This is a genomic window from Limihaloglobus sulfuriphilus, from assembly GCF_001999965.1.
Classification (GTDB): Bacteria; Planctomycetota; Phycisphaerae; order Sedimentisphaerales; family Sedimentisphaeraceae; genus Limihaloglobus; species Limihaloglobus sulfuriphilus.
This window is the reverse complement of sequence record NZ_CP019646.1, coordinates 858,651-874,019: the sequence shown is the minus strand read 5'-3', so window position 1 is coordinate 874,019 and position 15,369 is coordinate 858,651. Positions and strand designations below refer to the sequence as shown.

At 45.9% G+C, this 15,369-nt stretch carries 8 protein-coding genes; 1 reads left to right on the top strand and 7 read right to left on the bottom strand.

The features are described 5' to 3' along the window. Positions 1-53: 53 nt before the first annotated feature. From SMSP2_RS03350 to SMSP2_RS03320, 7 genes are all read right to left on the bottom strand, one after another. Entirely contained in the window at positions 54-2,450 is a 2,397-nt protein-coding gene (locus tag SMSP2_RS03350; RefSeq protein WP_146682607.1) for an alpha-amylase family glycosyl hydrolase, read from the bottom strand. 7 nt (positions 2,451-2,457) lie between these two features. After that, entirely contained in the window at positions 2,458-4,746 is a 2,289-nt protein-coding gene (locus tag SMSP2_RS03345) for an alpha-amylase family glycosyl hydrolase (RefSeq protein ID WP_146682606.1), read from the bottom strand. Between the two features lie 8 nt (positions 4,747-4,754). Then, positions 4,755-7,046, bottom strand: a complete 2,292-nt coding sequence (locus SMSP2_RS03340) for an alpha-amylase family glycosyl hydrolase (protein WP_146682605.1) — start codon at positions 7,044-7,046, stop codon at positions 4,755-4,757. Between the two features lie 113 nt (positions 7,047-7,159). Next, entirely contained in the window at positions 7,160-9,718 is a 2,559-nt protein-coding gene (locus SMSP2_RS03335; RefSeq protein ID WP_186804830.1) for a sugar-binding protein, read from the bottom strand. Positions 9,719-9,779: 61 nt separating this feature from the next. Continuing rightward, positions 9,780-11,591, bottom strand: a complete 1,812-nt coding sequence (locus SMSP2_RS03330) for a LamG-like jellyroll fold domain-containing protein (RefSeq protein WP_146682603.1) — start codon at positions 11,589-11,591, stop codon at positions 9,780-9,782. An 85-nt stretch (positions 11,592-11,676) separates the two neighbouring features. Then, positions 11,677-12,537 carry a type II secretion system protein gene (locus tag SMSP2_RS03325; protein ID WP_146684801.1) on the bottom strand — a complete coding sequence of 287 codons (861 nt, stop codon included), beginning with the start codon at positions 12,535-12,537 and terminating at the stop codon, positions 11,677-11,679. Positions 12,538-12,620: 83 nt separating this feature from the next. Then, on the bottom strand, positions 12,621-13,586 hold the full coding sequence (locus tag SMSP2_RS03320; RefSeq protein WP_146682602.1) for a PEP-CTERM sorting domain-containing protein: 966 nt from the start codon (positions 13,584-13,586) through the stop codon (positions 12,621-12,623). A 635-nt stretch (positions 13,587-14,221) separates the two neighbouring features. On the opposite strand from SMSP2_RS03320, the gene SMSP2_RS03315 reads away from it, so the two are divergent. Beyond that, the gene (locus tag SMSP2_RS03315) at positions 14,222-15,361 is read left to right on the top strand and encodes a GntR family transcriptional regulator (RefSeq protein WP_146682601.1); all 1,140 of its coding nucleotides are present in this window, start codon (positions 14,222-14,224) and stop codon (positions 15,359-15,361) included. Positions 15,362-15,369 lie beyond the last annotated feature (8 nt).

The following is a 15,369-nucleotide window of genomic DNA, read 5'->3' as shown; positions in this document are numbered from 1 at the left end:
ATTGCTCAATTTTATACAGGTCTAATCTAATTTTATTCAAACTATTCAATTTATCAACTGCCTTGGGAGTTAAAATTTACGCAGTCAATGCCGGCAGGATCCGAACAATCCTGCCACCTGGCATACATCTCAAAAAAATCGAGAAAGTTCACATATCCGTCTTTGTTGATATCTGCCCCTAAAAGATCTTGCGATGTTCCTTCAAGAACAAGAAAAATCACATCATTCTTTTTTACATATATCTGGTAATTTTCAAGATTTTCTGCTGTAACGATATCTGTCTCTGCCGGCTTATAAAGCTTTTCCGTTGCGGCAAAAAATTCAAATTCAGCCAGCCCCAGCTCTTCAAGCTTATCATGGCCGATATTCAGTGTTACATTACCATCCGGCTCATCGAGTTTTGCGGCGACTATAACGGCCTTACCGCTGCCGTAGGTCGCGTAAACCTGTAAATTACACCCTGTTGCGGATATTTCCGTAAATTTGCGGTTTTTGAATTTTGAGGCAAACGGCGAGATTATATCCTTATACTCTGCCCTTAACCATAGCATTCTGCGAACGTCTTGATAGAAATTCAATTTGTTCTGATCTTCGAAAGCATCCCAATCCATGTCACTGAAATAAAGAACACTTCCGTAGCCGTCTGTGCCATAATTGGGGGCATTGCTGACCGCATTGACCTCTTCACCCATTCTCCACCATGGCATAAACGGAGAAAAAACCATGTAACCAAAGGCGGCGCGTCTGCCTTTGGCCTGAAAATCTCCGTGGTCGTGGCAGCTCAAAGTCATTGTATAGTAGGTGTTTTCGAGGGTTTTGGCGGTATCTACGATGTTGGCGTTAACCATAAAATTACGGTTTTCTCCCCATGGGTCCCAATGAAGGTTTGTAAACACGCCGTAAGAGTCCTGTTCGGCATGAATATTGTTGTTGCCCATGCCGTCATGCTCAGATATTGTTAAGAATTTTTTACCAAATTCATCATAACATCTTTGTATAACCCTTTTCCATACATTCTGGTTGCCGAAAGGAACCAGAACCGTCTGATGCGCCTCGAGATCGAGCCGGAATCCGTCAATGTCATATTCCCTGATAAGGTTGACCCATTTATCTATCATATATTCCTGAAGGTCCGGGTCGTCCCATTTTAAATCATAAAACCTGCCGATTACCTTGAACGGAGTTCTCTGTGCCCCGTAATCAAAATTGCCGACAACCCTGTAATCATACCCTTCATACAAACTTAGGTCATAGTAACTGTCGGCGTTTCCACCGGAGAGGGTATTTTTATAAAGAAATCTGTCGCGCTCGGAATCTGTTTGAATTATTGCTATTCCAGAAGAGCCGTTTCCGTCCCAATCGCCGGCAACCGCCGGCGTTGAAGTACCTGCGCCGCCATACCGATATGGCGGAATAGAAAGCGTGCCTTCACTGTTGTAATGATAAAAATAACCTGTCTGCTGATTATATTCTCCGACCTGATCGCGGCCGTCTCCGTTCCAGTCGCCGGCCAGCGGCGAAAGCCCCGAGCCCTGACCGGTTATAACAATATCGGCTTCTCCAGAATCGAGGCTGTTACGCAGATAAAAGGTACCCGTAGAATTATCATAAACCCCTATTCCGTCTTTACCATCACCGTCCCAATCGCCTGCAACAGGCGTGATATGGTCTGCGGCCGGGCCAAAAGAAAAATTATAGTCAACCTGGGAAATTATTCCGGGTGTATGAATATTAGTAAGCGTAAAGTTTCCGTATCTCCAGATACCGATACTGTCTCTCTTGTCGCCGTCCCAGTCACCGATAACCGGCTTAGTAGTTATGCCGCCCTGGTTTTGGAATACAAAATCTTTTAAGTTATTCTCAGAATTAACATCAAGACTGAGAAACCTGAATTTGCCCTGGGCAGGATTGTAAACGCCGACACTGTCACCTTCAAACGGTGTTTCAAGCTCCTGCTGAGTCCAGCCGGGGAAAAACCAGTGGTGATTGCCGTTTTCCAGGATTTCTGTTGCCTCGGGCCCTTCAGCCCAGAGCCAGCGTATGACCACATCCTGAACAACCTTTAAGCCTAAACTGTGGGCGTGCTGAACAAACTGCTTATACTTTTCACCGCCGCCGTAAGCATCAGAAATCGTATGATCCTTGCGGCTGTAAGCGTTCCAGTACCTCGGGTCTTCGCCTGCGGCAAAGCTCTGTACAGGATTTAATACAACAGTATTAGCGCCGAGCTGCTTGATATATTCGAGCTCTGCCGCGGCTTTCTCAAAATAGCTGCCGGGCGTCTGGGGTTTCCCGAAATGCTGTACGTTTATACTGTAAAATACCGCATCATGAGCCCACTCGGGAGACGGAGGAACTGTGCCGTCACCGGTGTAGCCGTAAAAATAGTTTTCCGCAGTGCAGATTGATAAGAAACACCAAATAATACAGACGAGCAAAGATTTTTTCATTTCTAACCTATTTTAAGCCTTCAATAACGACAAATACAACATTATTATTTTCAACATACTGACGGAGTTCACTGAGCTGCGATTTACTCAAAACCCTGCTCTCATTGGGCCTGTAGAGTTTTTCGGTAACCCTGAATTCTTCAAAACCGCCCAGACCCATTTCTGCCAGTTTCTGCGAATCTATATTCAGGGTAACGTCACCGTCTGACTCATCAAGTTTTGCCGCGACGATAATTGCAATACCGCCGCCGTAATTGGCGTAAACCTGGAGCTTACAGCCTTCTGCCGGTATGGCAGTGAAATTTCTATCCTTAAATTTCGAGCAAAACGGCGAAATGATATCTTTATATTCTTTTCTGAGATGCAGCATTCTGCGAACGTCTTCATAAAACGCTTTTTTCTCTGGATTTTCAAGAGCCTGCCAATCCATATCTCTGAAATATAGAACTTCGTCATAACCCTTTTGTGAATCCTTCTGTGGCACGAACTTTCTTGCGTTAACTTCTTCTCCCATTCTCCACCAGGGCATAAAAGGAGAAAAGACCATATACCCGAAAGTTGACCGCCTGCCCTTTGCCTGAAACTCGTGATGGTCGTGACAGCTCAAAGTCATCGTATAATAGGTGTTTTCCAGGGTTTTGGCTGTATCGACAATATTGGCATTTACCATAAAATTACGATTTTTACCCTGTGGATCCCAGTGCAGGTTGGTCAGAACCCCGAATGTATCCTGTTCGGCGTGGATATTGTAATGACCCATACCGTCCATTTCTGCAATGAGAAAAACATCTTTACCCAGCCGCTCGTGGCATCTCTGCCAGACGCGTTTCCAGACATTCTGGTTACCGTAGGGAGCCAGAACTGTTTGATACGCCTCACAATCGAGACGATATCCGTCAAAATCAAACCTCTTGACCAAATCAACCCAGTTTTCTATCATAAACTCCTGCAGACCGGGATTGTCCCACTGAAATTCATAGCAGGAATTCCCGAATAACAAAGAAGGCCCTCTTTTTGCATTAAAGTCAACATTACCAACGACAGGATATTTATATCCATCCTTTAAATTCAGCTCATAACTTCCGTGAGCTCCACCGCTGCTAAGTGCATTTCTGTAAAAATAAACAAAGAGATCCTTGAAGCCTCTTTTCTGGCCGGCACTTTTTGATATGACGGCAATACTGTCATTTCCATCACCATTCCAGTCGCCGCACACAGCTGCGTATTTCTCGCCGCCATGGGAGTATGGTTTGCTGTACATCTCTCCATCGCTTTCATAATGGTAAAAAATTGCCGACTCAGGATCATATTCCCCAACTTCGTCAGCGCCATCTCCATCCCAATCGCCTGTAATTGGAATCCAGCCAGATTTTATACCGCGAATGATGATGTCAGCATCGCCGGGTTCTAGCGAGTTCTTCAAATAAAATATAGCGTTTTGGCTGTTATAGATTCCTATGGTGTCATAACCGTCACCGTCCCAGTCGCCGGCTATGGGAATAATATTTTCACCTGCGGGGCCAAATATAAACTGATAATCTATTTTTGATATTTCGCCTGTTTCTGTGACATCAGTAAGAACGAATGTGCCATCATTTTTTCTGATTCCGATACTGTCTCTCTGGTCTCCATTCCAGTCTCCAATTACAGGTTTGGTTTCAGCTCCCCCCTGGTTTAAAAGTATATAATCTTTACGGTGGTTTTGAGACTCTATATCCTGAGAGACAAAGGTAAATTTAGCTTCAACCGGATTATACATGCCAACAGAATCACCTTTAAAAGGCTTTTCGAGCTGCTCTTTAGTAAGCCCCGGCGCGAACCAGTCGTGATTTCCCTCAGCCAGTATTTTTTTCGCAGCTTCGCCGTCTGCATAGAGCGGCCTTACAAGAGTGTCAACAATAACTTTCAAACCTAAGGAATGAGCTTTGCTGACAAAATCTTTGAAATCCTCCGCGCCGCCGTACGCCCCGGAGATCGCTGCAGGATCTTTCATGTAATATGCATTCCAGAATTTAGGGTCCATCTCGTCAAGAAATTCGGTAACGGGATTAACAACTACCGTATTGGCACCGAGGTCTTTAATATAGTCCAGCTCTGCCGCGGCTTTCTCAAAGTAGCTGCCGGGCGTCTGGGCTTTCCCGAAATGCTGTACGTTTATACTGTAAAATACCGCATCATGCGCCCACTCGGGAGACGGAGGAACTGTGCCGTCACCGGTGTAGCCGTAAAAGTAATCTTCTGCAATGCAAAATGATAAAGAACAAACTAAAATACAGACGAACAGATAATTTTTCATTTTCTAACCTATTTTAAACCTTCAATAACCATAAATACAACATTATTATTTTCAACATACTGGCAGAGCTCACTGAGCTGCGATTTACTCAAAACCCTGCTCTCATTGGGCCTGTAGAGTTTTTCGGTAACCCTGAATTTTTCAAAATCGCCCAGACCCATTTCTGCCAGTTTCTGCGAATCTATATTCAGGGTAACGTCGCCGTCTGATTCATCGAGTTTTGCCGCGACAATAATTGCAATACCGCTGCCGTAGTTGGCGTAAACCTGGAGCTTACAGCCTTCTGCCGGTATGGCAGTGAAATTTCTATCCTTAAATTTCGAGCAAAACGGCGAAATGATATCTTTATATTCTTCTCTGAGTTGCAGCATTCTGCGAACGTCTTCATAAAATGCCTTCTTCTCGGGCTCTTTGAGCGAATCCCAATCCATGTCGGAAAAATAAAGTACATAGCCGTAATCGGTTGTGCCCGCCGTTGGAGCCAGATTAAGGGCGTTTATCTCTTCGCCCATCCTCCACCACGGCATAAACGGTGAAAAAACCATATAACCGAACGTTGACCGCCTGCCCTGGGCCTGAAATTCTGCGTGGTCGTGACAGCTCAGTGTCATTGTGTAATAGGTATTTTCTAAAGTCTTAGCGGTATCTACAATATTTGCATTTACCATAAAGTTGCGTTTTTTCCCGGCAGGGTCCCAGTGCAGATTGGTCAGGACTCCGAAAGTATCCTGTTCGGCATGAATATTGTTGTTGCCCATACCGTCCATTTCCGAGATGATCAGTATCTTTTTATCAAAATCATTGTAGCATTTTTCTATGACCCTCTTCCATATATTCTGGTTACCAAAAGGCACAAGTACCGTCTGATAGGCCTCGAGATCGAGCCTGTAACCGTCAAAATCGAATTTTCTAACCAGATCGACCCATAAATCAATCATATACTCCTGTAAATCTTCATTATCCCACTTATAATGATAGCAGGTGCCGCCGAATAATATTGACGGTGTCCTCTGGGCGTTATAATCAAAATTACCCGCAATCGCGCAGTCATTGTAACCGGCGGGCAGATTCAGCTCAAAGGTCCCGTCCGCGGCACCTCCTGATATTTTATTTTTGTAGATATAAATAAACCGGTGTCCATACCCGTACTGCGGATGCGCGTCTTTAACCAGGGCTATCCCATTTTTCCCGTCGTCATTCCAGTCACCGCTGACCGCGGTATATTCACCGACGGAGCCGAACCTGTAGGCCTGCGTAACCAGTTCACCCTTAGAGTCATAATGATAAAACTTACCCGAATTCGGGTCATATTCACCAAGTGTGTCCCTGCCGTCGCCGTCCCAGTCGCCGGCAAGGGGCACCATTCCTGCCCTGAGGCCGTTAAATGTAGCATCCGCTTTTCCGGGCGCCAGGGAATTTTTAATAAAAAAGGTGCCTGTTTGCGGGTCGTATATGCCGAGGGTATCTTTACCGTCGCCATCCCAGTCTCCGGCAATGGGAATTATATGTTCGCCGGCCGGGCCAAATTTGAATATATGCTCTACCTGAGAGACCTGGGATGCCCGGGCAATGCCCCCCAGTAAGAATGTGCCGTCAGGCTGTCTTACGCCGACACTGTCTCTGCCGTCGCCGTCCCAGTCACCGGTTACGGTTTTTGCGGCGGCATCGCTTTTTATGAAGTGGTATTTTTTCTGGTTGTTGACTTCACTCACAGCGGATGAATCGAACGAGAGAAATACGAATTCACCTTTTTCTGCGTTGTAGGCTCCCACTGTATCGCCGCGGAAAGGGACTTCTAACTGCTCTTTAGTAAGACCGGGCACAAACCAGTCGTGTTTGCCCTGAGCCAGCAGTTTTTTGGCTTCGGGGCCGTCGGCATATACATGCCTTACAACAACATCGACAATCACCTTCAAGCCGAGAGAATGAGCCTTGTCCACGAATTTTTTGAAATCTCTGCCGCCGCCGTACACATCCGATATGGCTGTGGGATCTTTGAGGTAATATCCGTTCCAATACGCCTTGGGCATATTGGCAACAAATTCCTGAACGGGATTGATCACAACGGTATTTGCTCCAAGCTCCTTTACATATTCCAGCTCTGCCGCGGCCTTATCAAAATAAGAGCCTTTTGTCTGGGTTTTGCCAAAGTGCTGAACATTCAGGCTGTAAAATACCGCATCATGCATCCAATCCGGCGAAGGCGGCACTGAACCGTCCCCGGTATAACCGTAAAAATATTCGTCTGCAAAAGCAAATGCACTTGTGGCCAATAATACCAGAATAATCCTATATGCCATATTATAGATTCCGTTAGATTCTGTAGTTTTATTAAAGTGATGGCATTACAGGCAATAAGCATGTAATGCCATCAGCTATCTACAAGGTAAAAAAGTTTTGGGATTTTCAACGACTAATCGGCAAGTGTCCAGCCGTACCCGGGTATGGTCAAAGTCTTACCGCCAACGAGAGTTATGGTAACATCGCTTCCGGTAGCGTTCCAGGCAACATTGCCGTTTATCCCGTAGCTTCCAAAAGAGTTGCCGCTTTGAACCCTGACCTGCTGGCCGCTTTCAACCGGTATTTCCACACCGAGATCGCTTAGCACATTTTTCAAAAACTGGTACTGAATCGTTTCCAGCCAGTTTGATGGGAGGTTCCAGCCGTTATGGAAAAATCTGTTGGTTATGAATATCTCATTGCCCGAGGTATTTTCGATAAGTACCGGATTAGAACCAACTTTCAACACAACCTCATAAGAGGCAGCCATTGGAGAGAAGGCAAACATCTGGTCGGCTGGATAATCAGGGTTAGACGAGAGGTCTATGCCGGCCAGCCATCTGTGAGAAGGCGTTTCCGCGGCAAGCTGACCGGCAGGAGCCTTGAAATAATCAAGGGTTACACCCGGCAGCAGCGTTTGTGCGGTAAACTCGGTATTGTAGTCGCCGCTCTGGGTAGAACGGTGGGCCATCAGATATTCTCCGGCGTACATGACTTTTGATGCGCCGGCAAGATTTGTCCGCATCTGATCAGTCAGATACATTGGATCAGGCACTATCACCAGCTTATACTGGGAAAGGTCTTTATATTCAAGTCCTTCGTATGCAATAACTTTGAAATCCACACCCAGCTGCTGGAGAATCCCCTCAACCTGCTTGGCGCATTTTTCGGAGTAAATATCCATAACCAGGCTATCAGGGTTTGATCCCTGCGGCAGGGCTGCCGCGGAGAAGGAGTTATAGACCAAAGCGACTTCATAGTTTCTCTGGGGCCTGCCTACCGTGTCTATAAGGCCGCGAATACTCGAGCCTATCCGAAGAGAGAACTCCTGCTGTATATCGTCGAAACTATGGCTGTATGGATAGTGAAACGCTACAGGAACCACACCGTCGCCGGCGGCTTTGGCCATATAAGGCAGTATTACATCTCGCCAGGACTCAAAGGTTGAGTAATTCTGAAGAATACCATGACACTCACCAAAAGCTATCTGCTGATCTGTGGTTACATCTCCGAAAGAGAGATCATGAAACAGGAAATCAGCTCCGGGGGCCTCACCCATGTTCAAATCGTAATGCCTTGTTGCGTAAAACTCGCTCCAGGTGCTCACCAGCTTATTTGTAACCTGTTTTATTGCTGATATATAAGTTTCACGGAAATCTCTAAGGGTTTTGCTGCGGAACTCGATCCACTTGATCCACCGCATATCTCCGGGATTGCCCGGCGAGGGACGGGTCGGCAGAGGCTCGCCGGGAGTGCCCATATAGTCGTTAAAGGCCTGCCGTGCAGTTTCGCTGAATTCATAATCGTATGGGAAACCTCCTTCTCCTAAATGTCCCCATCTGATAACATAACCAACTACATTCTGGTCTGAATCTACCGATTCAACAAACTCTGCAAGCGTATCAATTCCCGCCTGAACATCTGCCGGATCGAACGGATCGTCAGTTTCAATTTCAGGACGGGCCAGCACTTCAACTCCCTGGCCTTTCCAGGCATCAAAGCTTTGAGTATTGCCTACCTGGTAGCCGGCTTCTTTTGCACCGGCCGCCATCACTGAAGCATCATAACCCCAGCTGGGAACTATCATCTGTTTGCTTTGCAAAGATTCAAGCTGCTGCTGCGTTGACATAATCTCCGCGGCAGGAAGGCAGTTTTCATTTGTGGGGTCTGTGCAGCTTAGCCAGTAACCTGCGATCAGGGAAAAATCCAGCAAATCAACAACACAGTCCTTATTCAAATCATTTAACGCGTATTCCCAGTCACCGCATGTCTGCCGGTCAGTAAGAATAATAGTATTCCATGTCGATGGATCCTGAATCACCGGTGCTCCGCTGCCGTAATCAAGCATAAATGTCGTCCGGGAACCTGCTGCGTCATGGTCCTGGCACGCCAGACCGAAACCGTGTATATCGCTTGCTTTGGGCTGATATCCGGTTTCAGTGGATATATCTGCGAAAGCGAGCCTGATCTCTATTACATAGCCGTCGCCAAGAACGTTACCAACAACATCTGAATTGTCAGGCGTAAGCGCTGAGGGGTCATCGGTATTAGTGTAAAAACCGCGGTTTACCGTCACATTCCATATAATAGCCTCTGTAAGGAATTCGGCGACTGGATCATCGCGAAAGTTAAAGCACACCTGCGGCTCATCATTGCCGTCGTCTGCAACGAACACATTATCGTAAACGCGTGCGGCAAGATATAGATAATCATCATCCCACTTGACAAACCAGTCAAGGCTGTAGTCGGACGCATCGGCGGGCGGTTCTGTATCAAAAATAGAACCTTCTTTAGGCGCTGTTACCAGGTCAGGATATACCATTGATATGTAACGGCTGTCAGTCCACTCACCCTGGTCAAGTACCCCGTCTATTACCGGTGTAACTTCAGCTCTGGGCACATTGTAGTGATACCCGTAGGCGGCCTGAAGCACAAATAAAACTATAAGCATAATATATGTTAAACGAGCCATCGTAAATTCTCCTGTATTATCTATGGATTTCATATTTTTCTAAGACAAACATCAATTATCTCTACCAGGGGATGCATGACACATCGCCGGGAATGGTGCAGCCAAGCCACTGCGACACAAAAACGTTCAGATCATTGATATCCACATAACAGTCTTTGTTCAGGTCTGCAGGGCTGTATCCCCAGTATCCGCATTGCGGCGGTGTCGGGACAGCCTGCCCGATGCGTACTTCATCAATTTTGCCATAGAAATAATACGAAGGCGGACCGCCATGCATTGCCGCCCCTATGCTGACCCGCGGTGTGGTAGAGGGGTTTATGGTCGGTGTAAGGCCGCCTTTAGATGCAACTACGCTCCCGTTGAAATAGAGGCTGGCGGTGCCGTTGTAAAATGTCAGTGCCACATGGTTCCACTCATTTATATCTTCTGTCGGAAGAGTATAAACGAGGTGATGAGCTGTTACATTAGTGTCAAAAACATAGCCGGACAAAAAGAAGCCCAGAGTTGGATGATCCACAAATCTCAGCCTGAATCGCTGATGATGACAAATAAACATATACGAATCACCGGCACCGTATGTTTCTCCTTCAAACTTCACCCAGGCCTCTACTCTCAAGTTACCGTCGTCAACGCCCAGGTTATCGTTGAGTAAAGTATCCGCCCAGAGGCTCTGGCTGAAACCGTCAAACTGGAAACAATTGCCGAAATCTGCATCACCGCTTTCAGGATCGCCGATTTTATCCGTTACAAGCTGCGGGCCGGTTGCATATGTACCCAGATCAACTCCGCTGCGGAGAACCATATCGTGGTTTCTTCCAGGATTTTCACTGTTATCATCTGGAGTAATCAACTTGTCCTCTCCTGCGTCGATTATTTCATCACAGTGCCAAAGGCCGTTCGTTCCGAATGAATCTGTATAAGGAGCTATATATGCAAGCTCAAACGGCAGCTCCTCTGTAAGCACATCCGCAAGGATGACCTGGTCTCCAGTTTCTCCAAACGGGGCAATCTGATTGTATTCTGTGCCTGTTGTGCCAAAACCCGACGCGGTGGAAAAAGACGCAATCCAGTCATAATATCCCTGCTGATTCAAGGTTGCCAATACACGGTCGCCGTAGCCATCGTTATTTACATCACCAATGTGACGTGTTATGTTTTCATTAGTTCCACCATAAAACCCCGTCCAGTCAGTCTGGCTGTCTCCAAACCCCCCTTCGGCAGCGCCGAAATCAGCCCTCCAGCCGGCACCGCTGAAAAAGTCCACGCGGTCTGCTACACCGTCATTATTTACGTCACAGACACCAACAAGGTCGGTGTTTGTGCCGCCGTAAAAGCTGCTTTCAACCGTTCCGGCAAGAAACCCGCCCGCAGAATATTTAACATAGTAGCTGCGGGGATCAGGTGTATCAGGGTCCTCATCATCGGAGTACACAACAGCAATGCAGTCGTCGGTGCCGTCGCCGTCCACATCTGCTACGGCATAAGGAATCATATTCGGTCCGCCGAAACTGGTAGAGGCGTTGATACCTGTAGTACCAAACCCATGGGGGCCGGAGTAGCTCACCTCCCACCATAAATAATTGCCTGAACTGTGTATCCGGGCAACCACTCTATCAATGTAACCGTCACCATTTACGTCTCCAAGCATATGATAATCTGTAATAAGACCAAATGTTCCGGATAAATCACCCTGTCCGTCTCCGAAAGCGGCATCCGTCGTTGCGTCAACAATCCAGAGGGCATTACCCGAGCCGTCATCCCTGACAATAACTCGATCTGCGAATCCGTCTGAACCGCAGTAATAGTCGGCCGAGAAACAAACCCCCGCAAAACTAACTACAAAAATTGGAAAAAAACACCATTTAGCTCTCATTTTAATAGTCTCCAATAAAAATTAATACTATTCTAAGGCGATTTAATCATATATTAAATTACCTTTCAGCAAAGGCCCTGTATTCTTAAGGGCGTATATCGGGATTTCTTTTGGGGTGAAAAAACGGCTTCCAGAAATCCGGAGCGAAGTAGGGGTCACTCGGGTCTGCCCAGTCAAAGAGTCCTACAGATTCCACATGCGAATCTGCCATCAGATAATTGATTTTGCCGTTGTGATTGGGGGCAGGCCCGGCACTGTTATACCTGACGGGAAACGGTTTACCACTGTTCCAGCCGTACTTCAATGCGGAGGGATGCGGAAACATGGGATTCATGTGCATGCCGCCCCAGGAGTTTCTCAGGGAGGGTATTTCAGAATAACCATATCCGCTTATATCACCGATTAAAGGCAGAGTTGAAGGCTGCTGAATGTCACCCAGCCTCTTCCACTGATAATCCGGGAAGTTTTTTCTCTGGCAAAAATACAGATTGTAGCCGTAGATACCCCGATAGCCGATAATCTCGACATCTGGTCCGGGGTTTTCGATATTTGTCTGAGTCTTGGCTATCTTAGTGAGTTTATCCTGTGTTGGGCACCTGAGCAGCTCGTAATCGTAGTAACCTGTGTCCGTACGCCCTTCTTTTCTGTTATAATACGGCGCAAGCCTTGCGAACCAGTGATAATATGAATCATGAGCCAATTGACCGGGTTTGGGCTCATTGCCAACAGGCCAGGATGCCATGAGCAAACCGTTATGATCGTTCACATAGAAATTTATAGCAAGGCCTATATCTTTTTGCCGGGCTTTGCAGATAACAGTCTTGGCCTGATCCCGTGCCCTGGTCAAAGCAGGCATCAAGATACTCATCAGGAGTGCAATTATTGAGATTACAACAAGAAGCTCTATCAACGTAAATCCGCGGCTGATGGATGCTCTTCCATTCATAAAGATTCCTTTTTTTCTGGCATTTTCAGTTTAAACGAAACTGCCGCCGAAAGTTAAACTCTATCTCCGGCGGCAGATTATACTTATTTCTTTCTTTTTATTACAGCGCCCAGACCGCCAAAAGCAAGCAGAGCGATAGTTGCCGGTTCTGGAACCAGGACATCATGCAGAATGACTACATCGCCTGTCTGTCCAAAAGGTGCCAGCTGGTTGTATTCCACGCCGGCGGTACCAAAGCCGGCAGGTGTGGTAAATGAAGCGATCCAGTCATAATTGCCCTCTCCATTAAGGGTAGCCAGGATACGGTCGCCGTAACCATCGTTATTGACATCACCTATGTGACGGGTGATATTATCACCTGTACCGCCGAAATAGCCTGTCCAGTCTGTCGCACTGTCACCGAACCCCCCTGATGATGGACCGAAATCAACACGCCAGTTGTTGTTGAAAGCATCAACTCTATCCGTGTAACCGTCATTGTTTACATCGAACATACCTGCCAGACTCGTATTCGTGCCGCCCCAATATTTCTGCCAATCACCTCCTCCAGTGGTGAATGTTCCGCCAACGCCGGTCTTATTTGCCACATAATTACGATTATTCGAACCGTCAATTGAGGTACCAATCCTGTCTGCCAACCCATCTCCATCCAGGTCAGCAACAGCATACGGAACTAAACCAGTACCTCCAAAGCTGCCGTTTGTGTCAGCCCCATCGCCGAATCCGGTAGATGAAGAGAAGCTAGCCCAGTAAACCCAATAACCAGCTGTGTTATATCGTCCAAGCACACGGTCTGCATAGCCGTCACCGTTGACATCGCCGACCATATGACGATCTGTCATGAGCCCAAAGCCCCCGACCAGATCGGCCTGACCATCGCCGAAACCGTCCGGGCCGGACTGGTCAACATACCAGAGGGCATTGCCGTTTCCGTCATCACGGACAATTACCCTGTCGGCATAGCCGTCACTCCCAAGCTGAGCTGCATTTGTTATAACTGCTAAAATCAACATAATACTTACCACTAACATTTCTTTTCTCGCTTCCATTTTTCTAACCTTTCACAATTAATAATTAAATTTTGAATAGAATAAAGAACGTCTTGAAAATCAAGGCATGTTATTTACAAAGTGTTTCTAATTTATAAAGAAATCCCACAAATTTATCTTTCTTTTTCAGTTGCTGGTTTAATTTTTAAGTTACACAACTTAGTGTATTATACGAAACCTCAAAATGAAGTCAAGAAAATTTATCATTATTCTGGGCAGCCTTGTTTTCGATCTCAAATTAAACTTAAAGTTAAAACTTTGTAAATATTGAATTTAGAATAAACTGAAAGCAGAGAAACATAAACAGGACATCTGAATATAAAACCAAATAAAAAAAGGGCTTATATTTATATCAAACAATTTTTATATTTTTAAATATTTTCTTGGAAAAAACGATTATAAACGTCTCAGACTAAGGTTTAACCACATCGAAAACAAAAATAGCAGAAAATGTATTACACACTTATTACAATATAAATGTTTTACTGTAATAACTATAGGAACCGGAAATTCAAAGATCAAACAAATTATATTACAGAATTGACAAAAAAAACTTGTGTGTTATACATAGTGATGTATTATAAATATAGGAATCAAATTCTAATGACCAAACAATATATAGACCGGTTTGCATAATGGCAAAGAAAACAGTACTAAAAACAGTTATTACAAAAGATTACCTCAGCGGCCAGCTTGAGCCGGGCGAGAAAATGCCCTCGATACGAAACATGGCGCAGCAGTATAATACAAGCGGCGCCACCATCTCCAAGGTCTTTGAAATCCTCGCGGCTGAAAAAAAACTAGTCAAGAAAGCCGGCAGCGGGTATTACGCATCCGAAAACCAGACCGCGGAGGAAAAGCCCAAAATCGGTTTCGTAGTGAACTGCCTGCTCGAGTCGATAGGCCAAAAAGTGCTCAAAGGGGTTCAATATGTCACACATCACAGCAACTTTACACTCGAAATAGGCGACAGCAACTTTGATATTGAAAAGGAATATCAGATTATCAAAACAATGTACGAAAGCGGTGTTGCGGGGATTGTACTGTATCCGAATGTGGATTTTCCGGTTAACCCATGTTATCTGAGCAGAGAATTCCGCAACCTGCCGATTGTAGTTGTAGATATGTACAAACCTGAGATGAACCGGCCGCATGTTATATTCGATAATTACCAGGCTGCCAAAGAAATGGTTTATTATTTCGCCGAGCTGGGAAAAAGACACATCGCGTTTCTCAAACCAGAGCATATAGATCAGTATTCCTCAGTTAATGAACGGTTCAGGGGCTACATAAGAGGACTTTCTGACAAAGAAATGTCTTTCGAACCAAATCTGTGCCCGAGCTTTGATCTGGGGTTCTCTGCTAACAAACTAGACACCGACTCCCTCAGAGATGCGGTAAACTATCTGATGTCGCAGACGACGCCGCCGGATGCCATCATAGCACCGCATGACTTCACAGCTCTTAATGTGGTAAATATCCTCAAACGCAATTTCCACAATCGAGCTGATTCTGTAGAGGTTGCCGGCTTCGACAATGACCATTTCGCCACAAGGATCGCCATGCTGGCATCCAACGGCAATGTTAAGACATGGAAGACAACAAACCCGAATTTCGTTACCATGGGAGAAAGAGCGGCAGAGCTGCTGGTTGATATACTGCTGAACAACAAGAACTGCCCTCTTACAGAAATGATACTCCCCTGCCCGGTTATATCGTTTGAGAAAGAGCACGCAGCTCACATCTCAAACAGTCATTCGATAAAGGTCAGTTAATAAAAGTC

Bases quoted from the DNA above. Each gene is read 5' to 3' on its own strand.
- SMSP2_RS03320 (WP_146682602.1), bottom strand. From the start codon at position 13,586: ATGGAAGCGAGAAAAGAAATGTTAGTGGTAAGTATTATGTTGATTTTA.
- SMSP2_RS03335 (WP_186804830.1), bottom strand. From the start codon at position 9,718: ATGGCTCGTTTAACATATATTATGCTTATAGTTTTATTTGTGCTTCAG.
- SMSP2_RS03325 (WP_146684801.1), bottom strand. From the start codon at position 12,537: ATGAATGGAAGAGCATCCATCAGCCGCGGATTTACGTTGATAGAGCTT.
- SMSP2_RS03315 (WP_146682601.1), top strand. From the start codon at position 14,222: ATGGCAAAGAAAACAGTACTAAAAACAGTTATTACAAAAGATTACCTC.
- SMSP2_RS03345 (WP_146682606.1), bottom strand. From the start codon at position 4,746: ATGAAAAATTATCTGTTCGTCTGTATTTTAGTTTGTTCTTTATCATTT.
- SMSP2_RS03340 (WP_146682605.1), bottom strand. From the start codon at position 7,046: ATGGCATATAGGATTATTCTGGTATTATTGGCCACAAGTGCATTTGCT.
- SMSP2_RS03330 (WP_146682603.1), bottom strand. From the start codon at position 11,591: ATGAGAGCTAAATGGTGTTTTTTTCCAATTTTTGTAGTTAGTTTTGCG.
- SMSP2_RS03350 (WP_146682607.1), bottom strand. From the start codon at position 2,450: ATGAAAAAATCTTTGCTCGTCTGTATTATTTGGTGTTTCTTATCAATC.